The 19,457-nt window shown below is 72.7% G+C and carries 22 protein-coding genes; 8 read left to right on the top strand and 14 right to left on the bottom strand.

Going from position 1 to position 19,457, the window contains the following annotated elements; translation table 11 throughout:
* Positions 1–991, top strand: a 991-nt coding sequence (locus B0E54_RS18815; protein WP_234586276.1) for a BTAD domain-containing putative transcriptional regulator, incomplete at its 5' end; no start/stop codon positions are given.
* On the opposite strand, the gene B0E54_RS18810 is transcribed toward B0E54_RS18815, so the two are convergent.
* On the bottom strand, positions 979–1,515 hold the full coding sequence (locus B0E54_RS18810; RefSeq protein ID WP_234586274.1) for a calcium-binding protein: 537 nt from the start codon (positions 1,513–1,515) through the stop codon (positions 979–981). The genes B0E54_RS18815 and B0E54_RS18810 overlap by 13 nt on opposite strands.
* Positions 1,516–1,713: 198 nt before the next feature.
* Between B0E54_RS18810 and B0E54_RS18805 the strand changes: the two genes are divergently transcribed.
* Entirely contained in the window at positions 1,714–2,562 is an 849-nt protein-coding gene (locus B0E54_RS18805; RefSeq protein WP_234586271.1) for a hypothetical protein, read from the top strand.
* Positions 2,563–2,622: 60 nt separating this feature from the next.
* Here B0E54_RS18805 and B0E54_RS18800 read toward each other — a convergent pair whose 3' ends face one another.
* The 5 genes from B0E54_RS18800 to B0E54_RS18780 form a co-directional block, all read right to left on the bottom strand.
* On the bottom strand, positions 2,623–3,339 hold the full coding sequence (locus B0E54_RS18800; RefSeq protein WP_374109288.1) for a thymidine kinase: 717 nt from the start codon (positions 3,337–3,339) through the stop codon (positions 2,623–2,625).
* Positions 3,340–3,395: 56 nt separating this feature from the next.
* Positions 3,396–4,787 carry an MFS transporter gene (locus B0E54_RS18795; RefSeq protein WP_234586269.1) on the bottom strand — a complete coding sequence of 464 codons (1,392 nt, stop codon included), beginning with the start codon at positions 4,785–4,787 and terminating at the stop codon, positions 3,396–3,398.
* Positions 4,788–4,804: 17 nt separating this feature from the next.
* Positions 4,805–5,572, bottom strand: a complete 768-nt coding sequence (locus B0E54_RS18790) for a glycerophosphodiester phosphodiesterase (protein ID WP_234586267.1) — start codon at positions 5,570–5,572, stop codon at positions 4,805–4,807.
* A 100-nt stretch (positions 5,573–5,672) separates the two neighbouring features.
* Complete coding sequence (locus B0E54_RS18785) at positions 5,673–6,257, bottom strand: TetR/AcrR family transcriptional regulator (RefSeq protein WP_234586265.1); 585 nt, start codon at positions 6,255–6,257, stop codon at positions 5,673–5,675.
* Positions 6,258–6,338: 81 nt separating this feature from the next.
* Positions 6,339–7,112, bottom strand: a complete 774-nt coding sequence (locus B0E54_RS18780) for a 1-acyl-sn-glycerol-3-phosphate acyltransferase (protein WP_234586340.1) — start codon at positions 7,110–7,112, stop codon at positions 6,339–6,341.
* A 174-nt stretch (positions 7,113–7,286) separates the two neighbouring features.
* On the opposite strand from B0E54_RS18780, the gene B0E54_RS18775 reads away from it, so the two are divergent.
* The 4 genes from B0E54_RS18775 to eis all read left to right on the top strand — a co-directional run bounded on the left by B0E54_RS18775 (position 7,287) and on the right by eis (position 11,869).
* Positions 7,287–8,702 carry a cytochrome ubiquinol oxidase subunit I gene (locus B0E54_RS18775; RefSeq protein ID WP_234586262.1) on the top strand — a complete coding sequence of 472 codons (1,416 nt, stop codon included), beginning with the start codon at positions 7,287–7,289 and terminating at the stop codon, positions 8,700–8,702.
* A 14-nt stretch (positions 8,703–8,716) separates the two neighbouring features.
* Positions 8,717–9,715 carry a cytochrome d ubiquinol oxidase subunit II gene (gene cydB / locus B0E54_RS18770; protein ID WP_234586259.1) on the top strand — a complete coding sequence of 333 codons (999 nt, stop codon included), beginning with the start codon at positions 8,717–8,719 and terminating at the stop codon, positions 9,713–9,715.
* A gap of 52 nt (positions 9,716–9,767) precedes the next feature.
* Entirely contained in the window at positions 9,768–10,604 is an 837-nt protein-coding gene (locus B0E54_RS18765; protein ID WP_234586257.1) for an arginase family protein, read from the top strand.
* Between the two features lie 71 nt (positions 10,605–10,675).
* Positions 10,676–11,869, top strand: coding sequence for an enhanced intracellular survival protein Eis (eis, locus tag B0E54_RS18760; RefSeq protein WP_234586249.1), 1,194 nt, complete (start codon positions 10,676–10,678; stop codon positions 11,867–11,869).
* Positions 11,870–11,896: 27 nt separating this feature from the next.
* On the opposite strand, the gene B0E54_RS18755 is transcribed toward eis, so the two are convergent.
* On the bottom strand, positions 11,897–12,331 hold the full coding sequence (locus tag B0E54_RS18755) for a hypothetical protein (RefSeq protein WP_234586248.1): 435 nt from the start codon (positions 12,329–12,331) through the stop codon (positions 11,897–11,899).
* 95 nt (positions 12,332–12,426) lie between these two features.
* On the opposite strand from B0E54_RS18755, the gene B0E54_RS18750 reads away from it, so the two are divergent.
* A complete protein-coding gene (locus tag B0E54_RS18750) occupies positions 12,427–12,879 on the top strand; it encodes a MarR family winged helix-turn-helix transcriptional regulator (RefSeq protein WP_234586247.1) in 453 nt (150 codons plus the stop codon).
* Between the two features lie 165 nt (positions 12,880–13,044).
* On the opposite strand, the gene B0E54_RS18745 is transcribed toward B0E54_RS18750, so the two are convergent.
* The 7 genes from B0E54_RS18745 to B0E54_RS18715 form a co-directional block, all read right to left on the bottom strand.
* Entirely contained in the window at positions 13,045–13,821 is a 777-nt protein-coding gene (locus tag B0E54_RS18745; RefSeq protein ID WP_308195381.1) for a sulfite exporter TauE/SafE family protein, read from the bottom strand.
* A gap of 67 nt (positions 13,822–13,888) precedes the next feature.
* A complete protein-coding gene (locus B0E54_RS18740; protein ID WP_234586246.1) occupies positions 13,889–14,479 on the bottom strand; it encodes a rhodanese-like domain-containing protein in 591 nt (196 codons plus the stop codon).
* 24 nt (positions 14,480–14,503) lie between these two features.
* Positions 14,504–15,901 (bottom strand): rhodanese-like domain-containing protein, encoded by a 1,398-nt coding sequence (locus B0E54_RS18735; RefSeq protein WP_374109289.1) that lies wholly within the window; start codon positions 15,899–15,901, stop codon positions 14,504–14,506.
* Between the two features lie 242 nt (positions 15,902–16,143).
* On the bottom strand, positions 16,144–16,413 hold the full coding sequence (locus tag B0E54_RS18730; RefSeq protein ID WP_234586242.1) for a metal-sensitive transcriptional regulator: 270 nt from the start codon (positions 16,411–16,413) through the stop codon (positions 16,144–16,146).
* Positions 16,414–16,542: 129 nt separating this feature from the next.
* Positions 16,543–17,229, bottom strand: coding sequence for a hypothetical protein (locus B0E54_RS18725; RefSeq protein ID WP_234586229.1), 687 nt, complete (start codon positions 17,227–17,229; stop codon positions 16,543–16,545).
* Positions 17,230–17,303: 74 nt separating this feature from the next.
* On the bottom strand, positions 17,304–17,765 hold the full coding sequence (locus B0E54_RS18720) for a peroxiredoxin (protein WP_308195380.1): 462 nt from the start codon (positions 17,763–17,765) through the stop codon (positions 17,304–17,306).
* 45 nt (positions 17,766–17,810) lie between these two features.
* The gene (locus B0E54_RS18715) at positions 17,811–18,644 is read right to left on the bottom strand and encodes a patatin-like phospholipase family protein (protein WP_234586227.1); all 834 of its coding nucleotides are present in this window, start codon (positions 18,642–18,644) and stop codon (positions 17,811–17,813) included.
* A gap of 78 nt (positions 18,645–18,722) precedes the next feature.
* Between B0E54_RS18715 and B0E54_RS18710 the strand changes: the two genes are divergently transcribed.
* Positions 18,723–19,451, top strand: coding sequence for an SDR family oxidoreductase (locus B0E54_RS18710; RefSeq protein ID WP_234586224.1), 729 nt, complete (start codon positions 18,723–18,725; stop codon positions 19,449–19,451).
* Positions 19,452–19,457: the final 6 nt, after the last annotated feature.

Here is a 19,457-nt window from a genome sequence, read left to right as displayed (position 1 = left end):
CGCGGTCGCCGCCGACCCGGCCGCGAGCCGGGACGCCCTGCTGGAGGCCGGCGCGATCTGGCAGGCGGCGGGCGCGGGACCGGCCGCCGAGCAGACAGTCGTCCTGCTGGGCCGGGTCCCGGGCGCGGACGGGGCGCAGCGCTCGGCGGCGCAGGCGGCCGCCAACCGGTTGCTGGCGCTCGGGGTGGAGACGGTCGACGGGCGGCAACTGTCCGAGCTGTCCGTCGACGGTGGGACCGTCGAGGTGCGGGTACTCGGCCGTTTCGAGGTCATCGTCGGTGGGCGGGAGGTCCCCCTGCCGGCGTGGCGGTCGCGGCAGGCCCGCACGCTGCTGAAGATCCTCGTGGCCCGGCGGGGTCGTGCCGTGGGGCGGGCGGAGCTGTGTGAGCTGCTGTGGCCCGACGACGAGCCGCGGCGGACCGCGCACCGCCTGTCGGTGTTGCTGTCTGCCGTTCGTGCCGTGCTCGACCCACCCCGCCGGTGGCCCGCCGACCGGTATGTGCGCGCCGATCTGACGGGCGTACGCGTCGACCCGACCCGGGTGGTCGTCGACGCGGAGAACCTGCTGGCCGATGTCCCGCGGGCCGAGCGACTCGCCCGCGACGGTGACCGGGCGCGGGCCCGCGTGCTGCTCGCCGAGGTGGACGCCGCCTACCGGGGGGATGCCTTCGCCGACGAGCCCTACGAGGACTGGGCCGACGGGCTGCGGGAACAGGCCCGCTCGGTGTGGTTGCGGGCGCTGCGTGAGCTGGCCCGCCAGTATCGGCGCGACGGTGACCCCGACCGGGCCGCCACCGCCCTGGTGCGGCTGCTCGACGCCGACCCCTACGACGAGTGGGCGCACCGGGCGCTGGTCGGGACGCTTGCCGCCGCCGGCCGGCACGGGGAGGCCCGGCGGGCGTTCGACAGGTGGGCCGGGGCGATGCGCGCCATCGACGCACCGCCCCCGAACCCGGCCGTGCTGCGCACCAGGGCCGGTCAGCAGGGGTAGAGGTTCTCGTTACCCGCGTCGGTGACCACGTACGAGTAGAAGATCACGCTGGCGTCGGGGTTGTCGTCCTGCGCGCAGGTGTCCTCCCCGCCCCCGCCGTCGAGGATGTCGCCGTTGGTGGCAGCGCCCCAGACGATGACGCCGGCCTTGCCGATCAGCAGGTCCGCGCCGTGAGCCCCGTTGAGATGGTCGTTACCGTCGAGACCGGCCAGCACGTCGTCGTTCGGACCTCCGACGAGGGTGTCACCACAGCCCTCACCGAACAGGACGTCGTTGCCGGTGCCGCCGTAGATCGTGTCGACGCCACCGCCGCCGTAGATGGTGTCGTTGCCGCCGAGCCCGTGGATCTCGTCGGGGCCGGCGCCGCCGTAGATGACGTCGTCGCCCTCGGTGCCCATGATCGGGTCGCCGTCGGTGATGGCGCACGGGTTCGCGTCCGGATCGGCGTACGCCGTACCACCCCCGACGCCGATCAGGGTGCCGCTGAGCAGGAGGGCGGCCAGCGCCGCCGCTCGGATACGCATGATGAAGCCTCCTGTTCGTGGACCCCGTCCGGAGCCCGGTGACGCCGCGATGACGTCACGCGCAGGGTCGCAGTCGCACGTCATCGTGGCGTCAGTACGCCGTCCGCGCCCACGCTGCTGACGCCCTCCTGACGACCGTGCGGAGTCTGGCCCCAACGCCGTCGTCGACAGTCGACGAGGCAGTGCGGAGGGAATCCGATGAAGCGGAAACTGGCTGGTCTGGCAGTGCTGACCGGCATGGCGGCGGCCACCACGCTGCTCGCGCCGATCACCCCGGCGCAGGCGTCGGTGGGCCTGTACCGGGTCGCCGCGACAAGCGTTCTGGACGCGACGAACGCCAAGACGATGACCATCTCGTGCAACGGCGTCGACCAGGTGGTCGGCGCGGGTGGGCGGATCAACGACGGTCAGGGTGACGTCCTGATGACCCGGGTCTACGCCGACGCGACCCTGCGTACGGTGACGGTGTTCGGGGTGGAGGCCAACGCCACGAACGTGCCCTGGTCGGTGGACGCGTTCGCGGTCTGCGCCCCGGCCGGGGCGGTGTCCGGCCTGCAACTGGTCACCACCACGTCGGCGAACAACGCGCTGAACAAGGTGGCGGTGACCGCCGTGTGCCCGCCGGGCAAGAAGACGTTCGGCGGTGGGTACCGGATCGACAACGCCAATGCCGCGGTGGCGATCGACGAGTTGGCGTTCACCTCGGCGCTCGGCTCGGTGTCGAGCACCGCGTACGTGTTCGGCGCTGCGGGCAACTTCACGTTGCAGACCCAGGCGTTCTGCGCCACCCCGCTGGCGGCGATGGCGTTGACGGAGGCGACGAGCGCGTCCAACGCGAACTCGCCGAAGTCCGTGCCGACGCCGGCCTGCCCCGCGGGATCGCAGACCGCCGGGGTCGGCGCGGTGTTGACCGGGCTCACCGGGGCCGGCTCGGTGGCGACGTTGCTGCCCAGGCCGGCACTGGACACCGCCGAGGCGACCGGACGGGAGATCGTCGCGTTCGCCACGGCGTGGAACGTCAGGGCGCAGCAGGTCTGCGTGGGCTGACCCACCCGTACCACGGCCGGCCGTCCCCAGCGCGGGGCGGCCGGCCACCGCGTCGGCGCCTCAGTCGCGGGGGCCGAGGTCGCCGCTGCGGTAGTGCCGGCGGCACAGCACCTGGTAGCGCACGTCGGCGGTGTCGACGGTGTCGCCGATGACGACCTGCGCGCCCTCGCGCACGACCCGCCCGTCCACGACCCGCGCGTTGAGCAGCCCCTCGCGGCCGCACCAGCAGAGCACCTCGACCTGGATGCGGGCCACCTCGTCGGCCAGCTCGAACAGGCGCTGCGCGGCGGGGAACACGCGGGACCGGAAGTCGGTGGCGAGGCCGAACGCGAACACGTCCACGTCGTAACTGTCGACCAGCTCGGCCATCTGCTCGACGTGCTCCACGGTGTAGAAGCAGGCCTCGTCGCAGATCAGGTAGTCGACGCGTACCCCGTCGGCCCACCGGCCCCGCACGAGAGCCCGCAGGTCCAGGTCGTCGGTGACCTCGATGGCCTCGTGGGCCAGGCCGATGCGGGTGGTGACCTGCGGGCCCAGTGACCTGTCGATGCGGGTGGTGACCAGCCCGCGCCGGCCCTGCCGGGCGTGGTTGTAGTTCATCTGCAACGCCATGGTGGACTTGCCGCAGTCCATCGGCCCCCAGAAGAACTTCAACGCCGCGGCGTGCACCGGCCGCCCGTCGAGCCCGCGCGCCGCCGCGCACCCCGCCGGAGCGTGCGGCTGGCCGGGGAACGGGTGGGCCAGGCAGGTCGGTGCGGCAGCGGCGTCGTCAGTCACGGTCGGGCAGCCTAGCCGATCGACAGGCCCGGATCTGTCCGGTGCGGGACGGGTGCTCAGAGCACCCGGGGTGGTGTGTTGCCGGCGGCGACGATGGCCCGACGGATCGGCACGGCGGCCAGGAGCAGGAACCCGACCACGAAGAAGATCAGCAGTGAGACCAGGCCCACGCGGTACGAGGCGGTGAGCTGGAACACCAGGCCGAACGCGAGCGGGCCGAGCCAGCTGGTGCCCTTGTCGCTGATCTCGTAGAAGCCGTAGTACTCGCCCTCCTTGCCGGCGGGGATGAGCTGGCTGAACAGCGAGCGGCTCAGCGCCTGGCTGCCGCCCAGGACCAGGCCGATGGCCGCGCCGAGGATCATGAACGGCACCGGCGCCTCGGCCGGCAGCCGGAACGCGCCGAGGATCACACCGGTCCACAGCACCAGGCTGAGCAGCACGGTCTTCCACGCGCCGATGCGCCGGGCCAGGGCGCCGAGGCCCAACGCGCCCCCGAAGGCGAGGAACTGCACCAGCAGGATCGTGACGATCAGGGTGCCCTGCTCCAGGCGCAGCTCCTCGGTGCCGTACTGGCTGGCGAGGGTGATGACGGTCTGGATGCCGTCGTTGTAGACCAGGAACGCGAGCAGGAAGAACAACGTCAGCGGGTACGCCTTGACCTCGCGCAGGGTGTGGCCGAGCTGCCGGAACCCGTCGGTGAGCACGTTGCCGCGCGCCACCAGGGCCGCCGCGCTGGGGCGTTCGCGCAGCCACCGCAGGGGCACCAGCGTGAACACCGCCCACCACACCCCGGCGGAGACGATCGACCAGCGGGCCAGGTCCAGGGTGCGCTGCGGGTTGTCGTCCTCGCTGAGCAGGGTGACCGCGACCAGGTTCAGCGCCAGCAGCACGCCGCCGCCCAGGTAGCCCAGCGCCCAGCCGCGGCTGGAGATGCCGTCGCGTTCGTCGGGGCCGCCGAGCTGCGGCAGGAACGAGTTGTAGACCACGATCGCGGCGCCGAAGGAGATGTTGGCGATCAGGAACAGCGCCCCGCCGAGCAGGTAGCGGTCGCCGGTGACGAAGGCCATCGCGATGGTCGCGGCGGCGCCGGTGAACGCGGCACCGCCGAGCAGCCGCTTCTTGTGAGCGGACCGGTCGGCGATCGCCCCGATGACCGGCAGCACGAACACGGTCAGGAACACCGACAGCGAGATCAGGTACGGGTAGTAGGACCCGGCCGCCACCCGGATGCCCAGCGGGTGCACGTACCCGTCGCAGGTGTCCGCGCCCAGCTCGCAGCCGGCGGCCAGCTCGGCGACGGTGGTCAGGAACGGGCCGAGGAACACGGTGATCACCGTGGTCTGGAACGCCGAGTTCGCCCAGTCGTAGATGTACCAGCCGCGCCGCTCCCGGCGGGTGCTCGCCGGGGGTGGGGTGTCGTCCACCGTGGGGGTCACGGTCTCGGCCATCGAAGGTCCTTCGACGCTCAGGCGGCCCAGTGGCCGCGGCTGCGGTAGACGTCGCGCAGCACGCCGACGTGATCGGTCATGATGCCATCCACACCACGATCCAGTAAGTCGTGCATCTGGTCGGGTTCGTCGATCGTCCAGACGTGCACCTGCAGGCCGAGTCGGTGGCAGTAGTCGAGGAAACGGCGGTCCACCACCGGCACCCGCCCGTAGCGGGGTGGCACCTGCGCGGCGACCACCGACGGCGGCAGTCGCAGTGGCCTTCCGTGCAGGGAGGCGAGCCGCAACCGGGCCACGCCGCGCATGCCGAGGCTGGTGGCGACACGGCCCTCGGTCAGGGCCCGCAGCCGCATCAGGCGGGCGTCGCTGAACGAGGCGAGCAGCACCCGGTCGGCGGCGCCGGCCCGGGTCACCGTCGCGACCGTCGGCGCGACGCCGCCGTCGGCCTTGACGTCGATGTTGAAGCGGACCTGCGGCCAGGCGCCCAGCACCTCGTCGAGCCGGGGTACGACGGCCGCGCCGCCGACGCGTACCGAGGCGAGGTCGGCCCAGCTCATCTCGGCGATGCGCCCCGGCTCGCCGGTGACGCGCTCAAGCGTCGGGTCGTGGAAGATCACCGCGACGCCGTCGGCGGTGGCGTGCACGTCGGTCTCCACGTACCGGTAGCCCAGCCCGATGGCCCGGGCGAACGCCTCGGTGGTGTTCTCGTCGCCGTCGGCCGCACCGCCGCGGTGGGCGAACGCCAGTGGCGCGGGCGCGTCCAGGAAGCCGAATCGGTTCAGCACGCGAGGCAGTATGCCTCCCGCCGGTGGACCTGCGGTGGCCTGCGGGCGACATTCGTCGGTCGGTGGTCGTCCGGCCCCGCGCTGGCGGGCCCGCCAGCGCTCAGCGCGCCGGGCGGTGGATCAGTCGCAGGCTACGGCGGATCCGGTGGCGGTACTGGTCTCGGCTGCTGGAGGTCGCCTTCCAGGTGATCGCGGCGGACAGCAGCAGGTCCATCACGTCGTGCGCGGTGAGGTCGGCCTCGAGCAGGCCGGGTGGGGCGTGTTCGGCAATGTAGGCGCTGAGCGTGGCCTGTGCCTTGCTCTCGTAGTCGTCGAGCATCGAGCCCAGTTGGGACCGGCTGTTCTCCAGCAGTTCGTTGAGGTCGCGGGCCACCGGGTTTTCGATGTACGGGCCCATCAGCGCGTCGATTCCCGCCACGATCCGCTCGTCGAAGCTCAGCGACTGGTCGGCCAGGCGCGCTTGCATGGCCCGCTGGGCCCGCTCCAGGACGCCCTGCATGGTGGCGCGGTACAACTGCTCCTTGTTGGGGAACATCAGGTAGAGGCCGGGTCGGGAGATGCCGGCGGCTCTGGCGACCGCCTCCATGGAGGCCTTCTGGAATCCGAACCGTCCGAACACGGCGACCGCCGCCTCCAGGACGGCATTGTGCTTCGGGTTCTCGTGCAGCAGTTCCAGCGTGTCCACGGTAGACATCGTAGACAAGTTTCCGACAATCGCTCAAATTGTCAGGCGTCACAGTGCGCGCCCGCGTCGACGACGCCGCGCTCAGCCCAACCGGCGGCGGTGCGCGCGACTGGGGTCGCTCGGGCGGCCGGGGTCGACGTGCCGGGGCAGGTCGGGTTCGTCGGGGCGCAGCGGCGCGAGGGCGTCGGTGAGCGCGTCGATGATCCGGTCGGTGGCCCGCCGGGCGGCGCCGGGGTTGACGGCGCTCACCTCGCCTAGGTCGACGGGCGTGCCGAAGTGCACCCGGATCACCGGGCGGCGCCACAGCGCGCGGGCGACGCCGCGCAGCATTCCCTTGGGCGCCCGGTAGGGCAGCACCTCGTGCGCGCCCCACTGGGCGACCGGGATGACGGGGGCGCCACAGGCCAGGGCGAGTCGGGCGACACCGGTCTTGCCGCGTTCGGGCCACATGCCGGGGTCCAGGCCGATGCGTCCCTCGGGGTAGATGAGGATCACCGAGCCCGCCGCCACGGCGGTGGCGGCGTCGTCGAGGGCCCGGTGCACGGCGCTGGTGCCCCGGTCGACCCGGATGTGTCCGGCGTGGCGCATGGCGGCTCCGAGCACCGGGGCGCGGAACAGCCCGGCCGTCGCCATGATCCGTGGGGCGACGCCGCGGTTCTGGCAGGCGGCGATCATCACCACGGGGTCGAACGGGCTGATGTGGTTGGCGGCCAGCACGAGCGGGCCGCGGCGCAGGTGCGCGGGGACGTCGCCGGTGACCTCGAGGCGGGCGAGCAGGCCGACCAGGACGCGGGCCAGCACGAGGGCCGCACGCCAGATCAGTGGCGGCTGCCAGGGGGAGTGCGCGGTGTTCATCAGCGCGCCATCGTCGCACGCGACGGCCCGGTGGCGTGGGCGGGTCGGCCGGATGCCCGGGGTGATCAGGGTCATTGGTCCCGGGCCGCTTTGGGCCGCCCGGCCCTGCCGCATTCTCTACGACGAGCAGTAGTATTTACTACGTCTCGTAGTACGCATAGCTGGGGGTAACAGGTGGACGCGTTGGACGTCGCCCGGTGGCAGTTCGGTGTCACGACCGTCTACCACTTTCTCTTTGTGCCGCTGACCATCGGCCTGTCCGTGCTGGTGGCCATCCTGCAGACGATGTGGCACCGCACCGGCAACGAGCGCTACCTCAAGCTCACCAAGTTCTACGGCAAGCTCTTCCTGATCAACTTCGCCATGGGCGTGGTCACGGGCATCGTGCAGGAGTTCCAGTTCGGCATGAACTGGAGCGACTACTCCCGCTTCGTCGGCGACATCTTCGGCGCCCCCCTCGCGATCGAGGCGCTTGTCGCCTTCTTCCTCGAATCCACCTTCATCGGCCTGTGGATCTTCGGCTGGGACCGGCTGCCCAAGCGCGCCCACCTGGCCAGCATCTGGGCCGCCGCGATCGGCACCAACCTGTCCGCGTACTTCATCCTCGCGGCGAACTCGTTCATGCAGAACCCGGTCGGCTTCCGGATCAACCCGGACAGCGGGCGCGCCGAGCTGACCGACTTCCCGGCCGTTTTGACCAACAAGGTCGCCCTGATCACCTTTCCGCACACCCTGGCCGGCTCGTTCCTGGTCGCCGGGTCGCTGGTCGTGGCGGTCGGCCTGTACCACGTGATCCGCAACCGCGACTCCGCCGACACCGGCGCGTACCGCTTCGCCACCAAGTTCGGCTCCTGGGTCGTCCTGGTCGCCTCCGCCGCCGTGCTGTTCACCGGCGACATCCAGGGCAAGATCATGACGGACGTGCAGCCGATGAAGATGGCCGCCGCCGAGGGCCTCTACACCACCGAGAGCCCCGCCTCGTTCTCCGTACTCACCATCGGCAGCCTCGACGGCAGCCGCGAGGTGTTCGCCCTCAAGATCCCGTACCTGCTGTCGTACCTGGGCACCGGCGACCCGAACGGCACCGTGCACGGCATCAACGACCTGCAGGCCCAGTACGCCACCCAGTACGGCGCGGGCAGCTACACCCCGATCATCCCGGTCACCTACTGGAGCTTCCGCTTCATGATCGCCTTCGGGATGGCGGCCGCCGCGATCGCCCTGCTGGTGCTCTGGAGCCAGCGCAAGGGCCGCACCCCGAGCAGCAAGTGGCTGCTGCGCGCCGGACTGGCCATGCCGGTGCTGCCGCTGCTGGCCAACTCCTTCGGCTGGATCTTCACCGAGATGGGCCGCCAGCCGTGGATCGTCTTCGGCGAGATGCTCACCCGCAACGGCGTGTCCCGCAGCGTCTCGCTGGCCGAGGTGCTCACCTCGTTCACCGCCTTCACGCTGATCTACGCCACCCTCGCCGTGATCGAGGTCAAGTTGCTGCTGCGCTACGCCAGGGCCGGAGTGCCCGACGTCAGCGAGGAGCACCCCATCGACGACACCCATGACGACGCCGAGCGCCCGCTCGCCTTCGCCTACTGATCCCGGAGCCCATCGTGGACCTGACCACCATCTGGTTTCTCCTCGTCGCCGTGCTGTTCACCGGCTACTTCATCCTGGAGGGCTTCGACTTCGGCGTCGGCATGCTGCTGCCCGTGCTCGGCCGTGACGACCGGGAGCGCCGTGTCCTGATCAACACCATCGGCCCGGTCTGGGACGGCAACGAGGTGTGGCTGATCACCGCCGGCGGCGCCATGTTCGCCGCGTTCCCCGAGTGGTACGCCACCCTGTTCTCCGGCTTCTACCTGCCGCTGCTGCTGATCCTGCTGGCCCTGATCGCCCGAGGGGTTGCCTTCGAGTACCGGCACAAGCGCCCCGAGGCGTCCTGGAAGCGCCGCTGGGACACCGCGATCGTCATCGGGTCGCTCGTGCCGGCGATCCTGTGGGGCGTCGCCTTCGCCAACATCCTGCGCGGCGTGCCGCTGGACGCCGACCACGAGTACGTCGGCGGCCTGCTGGACCTGCTCAACCCGTACGCCCTGCTGGGTGGCGCGACCACCCTCGCGCTGTTCCTCACCCACGGCGCGGTGTTCCTCGCCCTCAAGACCACCGGCGACATCCGCGAGCGCGCGGGCGCCCTCGCGGTGCGCCTGGGCGCGGGCGCCGCGGTGCTCGCGGTCGGGTTCCTGGTCTGGACGTTGAGCATCCGCTCCAGCGCGGCCGCCGTCGTGCTCGCCGTCGGCGCGGCCCTCGCCCTGCTCGGCGCTCTGGCCGCCGCCCGGGTACGCCGGGAGGGCTGGGCGTTCACCGGCACCGCAGTGGCGATCGGCCTGGCCGTGGCGACCCTGTTCGCGGCGTTGTTCCCGAACGTCATGCCGTCCACGCTGGACGCGGCGGGCACGCTGACCACCACCAACGCCGCCTCCACCCCGTACACCCTGAAGATCATGACGTGGGTGGCGGTGATCTTCACCCCGATCGTGCTGGCCTACCAGGGGTGGACGTACTGGGTGTTCCGCAAGCGCATCGGCGTGGCCAACATCCCGCAGCACTGACCGGCCGAGGCGCACGGTTCTGCCGAGCGCGGCCGCTGCAAGGATCGTCGCCATGTGGAAGCGGGATCTCGACGTACTGGTGCCGATGTGGCAGGGCGCGGACGACCTCCGGGTGCACGAGGGACCGGCAGCCCTGGCCGCCCTGACCGCGCCGGGGACCCGGCGGGTCACGGTGCCGGTCCCGGCCGGCGGGTCGCCGCGCGAGGGCGGCGTCCGGCACCGGGCGGCGGTCATCGACGCCTACCGCGCGCACCGGGACGTGCTCGCGCGGCACCGTCCGCGGCGGCTGCTGACCCTGGGTGGGGACTGCACGGTCGAGGTCGCGTCGGTGGCCCACCTCGCGAGCCGGTACGCGCACCGGCTGTTCGTGCTCTGGATCGACGCGCACGGCGACCTCAACACGCCCGCGACCTCGCCGAGCGGAACGGCGCACGGCATGCCCCTGCGGCTGCTGCTCGACGATGCCGACGACGCCCCGGGCGCGCTGCCGGCGCCGGGCTGCCTCTCGCCGGGGCAGGTCGCCCTGGTGGGGGTGCGGGATCTCGACCCCGCCGAGGTCGCGTACGTGCGCCGGCGCGACCTGACGGTGCTGGACGCCCCGACGATGGGCGCGCAGCCGACCCGGCTGGCCGCGCTGCCCCCGCCCGACGCCGCCGTGTACGTGCACCTCGACCTGGACGTGCTGGACCCGTCCGCGTTGCCGGCCGTGGCCGTCCCCACCCCCGGTGGTGTGCCAGCCGCCGCGCTGGCGCGGGCGCTGAGCGCGCTGCGCGCCCACCACGACGTGATCGGAGTGGGCATCACCGAGTACGTTCCGCAGCTCGCGCACGACCGGCGGGCGCTCATCGAGGTGCTGGACGCGCTCGGGCTGACGGATGCGCGTGCCTGATCCCGTCCACGCGGCCCCGCCCCGCCGGAAAATCGGCGGTCCGCGCGGACCCGTGCCGCTAGGTTGTCCCGATGCCCGCCACTGTGCACCTGCGTGAACTCACCACCGACGACCTCGACGCCGCCTGGGAGTTGAGCCGGTTCGCGTTCGGCGGCAACCCGGAGCGTCCCGCCAGTACGAGCGTCGTGGTGCCCGGCATGACCCGCCACGGCGCGTTCGACGACGCCGGTCGCCTCGTCGGCAAGGCCGTCGACCTGCACCACGACCAGTGGTGGTCCGGACGGGCCGTGCCGGCGGCCGACGTCGCCGGGGTGGCTGTCGCCCCCGAGGCCCGGGGCCGGGGCGTGGCCCGTGCCCTGCTCACCGCCCTGCTGGCCGGCGCCCACGAACGCGGCGCGGCGGTCAGCGCCCTGTACCCGACCATCGCCGCCCCCTACCGCTCCTGCGGCTGGGAGGCCGCCGGGGTGCTGCGCACCGTCAACCTCGCCACCGCCGCGCTGCCCCGGCACCGGCCCGCCACCCACCTGAGCGTGCGGGCGGGCACGCCCGCCGACCTGGCCGCCGTCGCCGGCCTGTACGAGCGGGTCACCCGGCACCGCAACGGCATGCTGACGCGCCAGGGGAAGCTGTTCGACCACTTCAACGCCACGGGGGAGCTGCCCGGCGACGGTGTCACCCTCGTGGAGGCCGATGGCGACCTGGTCGGCTACGCCACCTGGCAGCGGGGCCGCGGCTACGGCGCCGACTCGGTGCTCACCGTCGACGAGGCCCTGGCCGTCACCGCCGACGCGGCCCGGGAACTCGTCGGGGTGCTGGGCAGTTGGGCCAGCGTCGCGCCGACGCTGCGGCTGTGCCCGCTCGACGGCGACGCCGTCAGCGCCCACCTGCCGTTGGAGGCGGCCCGGGACCACGAGCGGGACCTGTGGATGCACCGGCCGGTGGACGTGGCCCGCGCGGTGAGCGCGCGGGGCTGGCCCGCCCACGTCCGGGGCGCCGTCGACTTTCACCTCACCGACCCGCTCGCCGACTGGAACACCGGCGCCTGGCGGTTGGCTGTCGCCGACGGCGCCGCCGAGCTGACCCGGATCGACGCCGAGGCGGACCTGCGGCTGGACGTCCGCGGGTTCGCGCTGCTGTACGCCGGGGCGGCGCACGCCCGCTCGGTCGCCCAGGCCGGTCTGCTGCACCACCCCGGCGGTGTCGATCCGGCGGCCCTGGACCTGTTGGGCGCGGGCGGTCCGGCGCAACTGCTCGACTACTTCTGACCGCCCGCGCGGCACCGCTTCTCGGCGTCAGGCGATGCCCGCCAGTTCGGCGTTGGCCCGCTCGGTGATGAGCGTGAGGACGCGGGCGGCGGCGTCGGCCTCGGCGGCCGGGAGGTCCCCGTACAGCCGGGCGGTGATGCCCCCGACGGCGTCGGCGACGTGGGCCTGCGCGGCGTGGCCGGCGTCGGTGAGCCGCACCTGCGGGTCGTCGGCGGTGTCGTCGAGCCGCGCCAGGTCGGCGCCGACGAGGCTGGCGATCATCTCGTGCACGGCAGACTCGTCGACCTTGCGAGTGCTGGCGATGCGCTGCACGAGACGCGTGCGGGCGACGGGGCCGGCGGCGAGGGCGTTGAGCGTGAGGACCTGGCCGAAGTCGACGCCCAGGGGCGCGACGGCGCGTTCGAGCAGGGCCCGGGTGGCGAAGTGGGCCTGGCCGATGACCTGACCGTTGAGAGTGGACACGATGCCTCCTTCGAAACGTTGGCTTCACCAACGTTGGTGAAGCCAACGTAACACGATTCGTGGGTCATGCCAACGATTGCTGGTAGGCTGCCGCCATGGACGCCACCGCCCCGCAGTCACCGGCCGGGCTGCGGACCACCCCGAGCTGGCTGCTCAACCAGGTCGCCACCCACGCCGGCCGGCTCATCAGCGCCGGTTTCGCCACGCACGACCTGCGCGGCTACCACTACCGGCTCCTCGCCGCGCTGACCGAGAGCGGACCCGCGAGCCAAGCCGACCTGGGACGTCGCTGCGGCATCGACCGCAGCGACGTGGTGGCCGCCGTCAACGACCTGGCCGGCCGGGGACTCGTGGTACGCGCCCCCGACCCGGACGACCGCCGCCGCAACGTCATCAGCCTCACCGAGGCCGGCGCCGACGAAGCCCACCGGATGGCCGACACCGTCGTCCGCGTCCAGGACGACCTGCTGGCACCCCTGACCAGCGCCGAACGCGACCAACTGACCCGCCTGCTCACCCGCCTGCTCGAGCACCACGGCGGCCACTGACCCCGACACCGCCACGGCCGGCCCACCCCACCGGCCCAGCCGTCGTTTCCAGACCGACGACAACGTGGCACACGCGCAGGGCGCCCGTCAGCGCAGCGGCCCGGCGATGGACGACCCACGGCCGCTGCCGGAAGGTCGTGATCCGGGTAGCTGTGGTGAGGCCGGTCAGGCGGCGACGGGGTTGATGACTGCCTGGATGGCGACGAAGGCGGCGATGGCGAAGACGAGCCAGGCGAAGGCGTGGTGCAGCCACCGGGTGGGCAGCCGGGGCGCGATGCGACCGGCGGCGAGGGAGCCGGTGATGGCGGCGAGGGTGAACGCCGCGGCGATGCGGTAGTCGATGGTGGCGTCGCCGGCGTGGGCTGCGAACCCGGCGGCGGAGTTGACCACGATGACGACCAGTGAGGTGGCGGTCGCGGCGGGCATGCTCAGGCCGAGCAGCAGCACCAGGGCGGGGATGATGAGGAAGCCGCCGCCGACCCCGAACAGGCCGGTGAGGAAGCCGACCCCGAGGCCGGCGGCGACGGACTTCGGAAGGCAGCCGCGCCAGTTGATGCCGCCGCCGGGCAGGGCGCAGTCGCCGCCGCCGTCGCCGGTGCCGGCCAGCATCCGCCATCCGGCGAGCACCATCAGGGCGGCGAAGCCGATCAGGACGAGGCGGGGTTCGAGCAGCCGGTTGATCGCGGCGCCGCCGAACGCGGCGGCGGCGCCGGCGCCGCCGACGATGCCGGCGATGCGCCACCGGACGAGGCCGGCCCGCAGCCGCGGGAGCAGGGCGGCGGCCGCGGAGACGCCGACCACCAGCAGGGAGGTCGGTACGGCCACGGCGAGGGGCAGGCCGGTGCCGTAGACGAGGGCGGGTACGGCGAGGATCGAGCCGCCCCCGCCGAGCAGGCCGAGCAGGATCCCGATGAGCGTGCCGAACCCGATCGCGGCGATCACCGCCGGCTCCGGATCGGCCGGCCCGCACCCGACGGTCGGAGGCGGGTGGGGTGACCTGGCACGACGGCTACCGCCGATCGCCGGTCAACGCGGTGACGACCTGGTCGAGGTCGGTGCGCGGGCCCCGGTTGTACGGCAGCTTGGCCAGCATCATGCCCATGGCGCAGGTGTTGGTCAGCGCGGCGACCGTCAGCCCGGCACCGATGAACGCGGCCACCCACTTCAGCGGGGCGAACAGCGTGCTGGCGAGCACGGCGAGCAGCACGATGCTGCCGGCGACGAGGCGGACCTGGCGTTCCAGGTCCCAGCGCGGGGTGCCGGTGGTGACCGGTGCGTGGGCGCCCTGCCAGGCGGTGATGCCGCCGGTGAGCACTCGCAGGTTCGGCAGACCCGCCCCGGCCAGCGCTTGTTCGGCCTGGCTGGCGCGCTGCCCGGAGCGGCACACCAGCACGACCTCCTCGTCGAGGTGGTCGCGCAGTTCGGCGCGGTGCTCGCGCAGCAGATCGAGGGGCACGTTGTAGGAGCCGGGGATGTGCGCGGTCTCGAACTCGGCCGGGGTGCGCACGTCGATCAGCCGTGGGGCGTGGCCGGTGGCGAGCAGGTGTCGCAGGGCGGGGACGTCGAGGGCGGCTGGGGTGCCGGTCGGCGGGGTGGGCATGGGGTGGCGTGCTCCTGTTCGGTGTCAGTTGCCGGAGACGATGGGCAGGCCGGCGCCGGCGGCGTCGGAGTAGGCGTCGTCGATGTGCACGACGTGGCGGCCTGCGCGTTGCAGCAGGCTGGTGGCGGCTGCGGCGCGGTAGCCGGAGCCGCAGTGCACCCAGACGGTGCCCGGGGGCACGTCGGCGAGCCGGGCGGGCAGGTCGGGCAGCGGGATGTGCACGGCGCCGTCGATGTGGTTGGTGCGCCACTCGTTGCTCATCCGTACGTCGAGCAGCACGTCGACCTCGGGCAGCCCGTGCGACGGGGTGCCGGCGCGGGCCGCGGCGAGGTCGGCGAAGGTGGCGGTGGTGAGGTGGGCGAGGCGGGTGTCGTCGCCGCCGGCCCACTGCTCGTAGCCGCCGGTGGCCGCGGCGGCGGGCCGGTCGATGCCGATGCGGGCCAGTTCGCGTTGGGCGTCGGCGACCTGCTGTTCGCTGTCGCCGAGCAGGGTGATCGGCGTGCCCCACGGTGCCATCCAGCCGAGCCAGGTGGACATCGGTCCGTCCAGGCCGAAGCTCAGGGTGCCGGTGAGGTGCCGGTGCGCGAACGCCTTGCGGGAGCGCAGGTCGACCACCCACTCGCCGGCCTCGATCCGGGCCGCGAGTTCGGCCGGGTCGGCGGCGGCGATCGGGGTGAGGTCGATCAGGTCGGCGCCGGCGGTGTTGCGGGCGCCCATGTGCGCGTAGTACGCCGGGTAGGCGTCGAGTCCGGCCAGGGTCTCGCGGACGAAGTCGTCGGTCTCCAGGCGCAGGGCCGGGTTGGCGGTGCGTTCCCGGCCGATCGTGGACTCCGGTGCGTCGGCCTGGGTGGCGGAGCAGAAACTGCCGAATCCGTGCGTGGGCCACACCTGCGCGCCGTCGGGCAGCAGGTCCGCCAGCCGGCGGGCGGAGGCGTGCTGGTGCTCGGCGAGGGTGTGGGCGTGCTGCTTGCCGAGCAGGTCGGTGCGCCCGGTGGTGCCGAACAGCAGCGATCCGCCGGTGAACACCCCGACCGGCTCGCCGATGTCGTCGAGCACGTAGGACAGGTGGTGGAAGGTGTGCCCGGGGGTGGCCACCACCCGCAGCCGCATGGCCGCCGAGACGCCGATTTCGTCGCCGTCCGCCACCGGCCGCCGGTCGAAGCCGACCTCGTCGTCGGCGGCGACCAGGTACTGCGCGCCGGTCAGCTTCGCCAGGGCCAGGCCGCCGGAGACGTAGTCGTTGTGCAGGTGGGTTTCGGCGACGTGCGTGATCCGCACACCGAGCCGGCCCGCGAGAGCCAGGATCCGGTCGATGTCGCGCTGCGGGTCGACCACGATCGCGACCTGTCCGTCGTGGGCCAGGTAGCTGCGGTCTCCCAGGGACGAGGTCTGTACGACCTCCACGCTCACCTCAGTCATCATCATCTCCTCGCTCGTGCGTGCGGGTCAGCGACTGGTCTCGACCGGGTGGCCGGCCCGGCGATCGACCGGCACGCCGGCGACGCCGCTTGACGTCAGTCGACCGACGGAAAACTCACTCGAAGTCACTGTAAAGCTCCATTACGTGAATACCCCGGGGGGTATGCGAAAGGCATGATTCGGCCATGACGGGAAGCCAGCCCCCGCCCCCCGGTGCCGTGCGACAGGGGAGGCGAGAGGGCGGATCAGGACAGCGACAGGAACAGCTTCTCGAGCTCTTCCTCGCTCATGGGCGGCTCCTCGCCACGCTCGCGGGCACTCTGGCACTCCCGCATCCCCGTGGCGATGATCTTGAAGCCGGCCCGGTCGACGGCACTGGACACCGCGGACAACTGGGTCAGCACCCGCTTGCAGTCCTCACCGTTCTCGATCATCGAGATCACCGCGCCAAGCTGTCCCTGCGCCCGCTTCAAACGGGTCAACGCGTCCTTGAGCAGGACCGGGCTCATCTCCATCAGGTCACCTCCACCGCAAGCATACCCCAGGGGGTACCCGGCTTCACGTGACCACTATACCCCCTGGGGTATCCGCCAGGTCCATGGTGACCCACACCGCAACTGCCACCCTGGCCCCGGCGGACAGCCTCAGCTCGCCTCGCGCAACTCCGCCAACCGGGCCTCGATCTCGGCCAGCTCCGCGCGCAGCTTCTCCGCCTGCTGCTCGGCCTCGGCCCGCTCGGCGCCCAGGATCTGCTCCACCGCCTCCTGCACACCCGGCACGTCCACCAACGCCACCATCTTCAACGCCTCGGCCGGCTTCACCACGTACGGCTTCGCGAGAGCCTTGCTGCCCTGCTGCGCCGCGACCGTCCACTCGCCGTCGGCGTACGCCAGCGTCACCGTCAGGCCCGCGGGGCTCTTGGGCTTGGCGGCCTTGACCGCCCGCCGGGCCGGCGTGGGCTTCTCCGTCTGCTCCACCTTCGGCTCCTCCTGTCGCGGCGCGGGCACCCGCGGCGTGTCCAACACGAACTCCGGCGCGGCCACCGCCGCCGGCTCCGGCTCGGGCTCCGGTTTCGGCTCCGCCACCCGACGACCCGCGCCCTTGGGCGCCACCGCCAGATCGGCGGGGGAGAACGGCAACTCGTCACGACCGAACCGCACCACCACGAACTCGTCGGACACGTCCGGATCGGTCAGCTCGACCACCTGGCCGACCTGACCGGCGATCTGCCCCGCCGCCGCGGTGAACACCACCCGCGGCTTACGACCGGCTGCCAACGCCTCCCGGATGCTCTGCACCTCGTCAGTGGACAAACCCTGGCCGGCATCCATCACAACCCTCTTCCGTACACCTGTTTGATTGCTGTCTTGATACCAGTCGGCTGCGACAGCCGCCGCAAGGGGGTTCAGCCGCCCAACGCCCGCAGCGCCCGGTCCGCGTGGTCGTTCATGCTGACCTCACTGTGGATCACCTCGATGACCCGCCGGTCGGCACCGATGACGAACGTCATCCGCTTCGTGCTCAGCGGCCCCAGCGGCACCCGCCGCTTCACCCCGAACGCCTGCGCCACCGTCCCGTCGACGTCCGACAGCAACGGATAGTCGAAACCGTGCAGCGTCGAGAACTCCGCCTGCTTCGCCACCGGATCCCGACTGATGCCCACCCGCGACGCGCCCAACGCCGTGAACTCCGCGCCCAGGTCCCGGAAGTGACAGCTCTCCGCCGTGCACCCCCGGGTCATCGCCGCCGGATAGAAGAACAGCACCACCGGCCCGGTCGCCAGGAACTCCGACAGCCGCCGCGGCGTGCCCGTCTCATCGGGCAGCTCGAAGTCCTGCACCACATCGCCGACACTCACACCCGCCACCGCGCACCTCCGTTGTCCGATCGAACGCGCGGTGAGCGTAAGCGATCAGACCCAGAGCGCCAGCACCTCGTCGGCCACCGTCGCGGCCTGCGCCCACCCGGCCCGCGCCGCGCCGGCCCGCCGCGCCGGGTCCAGCACGTCGCGGCCGATCGCGGCGCGCGCCGCCGCGTCCGGCGTCACCACCACCACCTGCGACCCGGCCGAGCGCAGCTCGGCCACCTGCGCCGCCAACCGTGGCATCGGCCCGAACGCCGCCGACGTCGGCGCGAGGACCAGCACCCGCTGCGCGCCCGCCGCCAGGTCCGCGTTCACCGACGAGCGCATCCCACCGTCGACGAAACGACGCGCCCCGATCGTCACCGGCGGCCACACCCCGGGCACCGCGCAGCTCGCACCCACCGCGTCCACCAACGACACCCCGTCGGCGCCATCGAACACCACGAACTCGCCCGACGCCGCGTCGACAGCCGTCACCAGCAGCCGCCGCGCCGGCCACTCCCGCGCCGGCAGGCGGGCCTCGATCACCGCCCGCTGCGACGCCTCGGACGGGGTACGCGCCGCCACCGCCATCGCCCCGATACGCGCCCTCGACCGCGCCGCGTCCCGCGTACGGCCGCCGGCCCACACCAGCCGCGCCACCGCCCAGAACCCCAACCGTGCCGCCGCCTCGCCCGTGGGCGGGGCCAGCTGCTTTTCGTACAACCGGCGCAGCGGCACCCCGGAACGCACCTGCGCGCCGACCACCGAACCCGCCGACGTGCCCACCACCAGATCCGCCTCGGTGACCGCCACGCCCCGCTCGGCCAACCCGGCCAGCACGCCCAACTCCCACGCCACCCCGGTCACCCCGCCACCACCGAGCACCAACGCCCGCCGCATGTGACCCTCCTTACGACGACTCACCCGCGCCGGTCACGGTAGCGTCGGCTCACCCCAACCGACAGTCCCGGAGGCATCGTGGCACCCGTCACCGTCATCACCGGCGGCGGTCGCGGCATCGGCGCGGCCACCGCCCGCCGACTCGCCACCGCCGGGCACCACCTCGCCCTGTGCTACCGCCGCGACGACACCGCAGCCGCGACCGTCCTGGCCGACCTGCACGCGGCCGGCGCGCAGGCCATCGCGGTACGCGCCGACACCACTGACCCCGACCAGGTCGCCGGCCTGTTCGACGCCGCCGCGCAGCTCGGCCCGCTCACCGGCCTGGTCAACAACGCCGGCGTCACCAGCCCCATCGGCCCGTTCACCGAGCTGCGCGTCGACGACCTGCGCCGCGTCGTCGACGTCAACCTCATCGGGTACGTCCTCTGCGCCCAGCAGGCCGCCCGCCGCCTCACCGACGGCGGCGCCATCGTCAACGTGTCCTCCGCCGCCGCGACCCTCGGCAGCCCGGGGGAGTACGTGCACTACGCCGCCGTCAAGGCCGCCACCGACACCCTCACCGTGGGCCTGGCCAAGGAACTCGCCCCGCGCGGCATCCGCGTCAACGGCGTCGCCCCCGGCATCGTGCGCACCGACATCCACGCCGACTCCGGCGTACCCGACCGCGCCGACAGCGCCGCCGGCCGCATCCCGTTGGGCCGCGCCGGCGAACCCGACGAGGTCGCCGCCGCCATCGCCTGGCTGCTCGGCCCGGACGCCTCCTACGCCACGGGCACGGTCCTGCGCGTTTCCGGCGGCCTGTGAGCCGGG

Origin of the sequence: Micromonospora sp. MH99 (assembly GCF_021442385.1) — a bacterium.
In the GTDB taxonomy this organism is placed as follows: domain Bacteria; phylum Actinomycetota; class Actinomycetes; order Mycobacteriales; family Micromonosporaceae; genus Micromonospora.
Note: the sequence above shows the minus strand (reverse complement) of the source record. Positions and strands in the feature narration are given on the sequence as shown.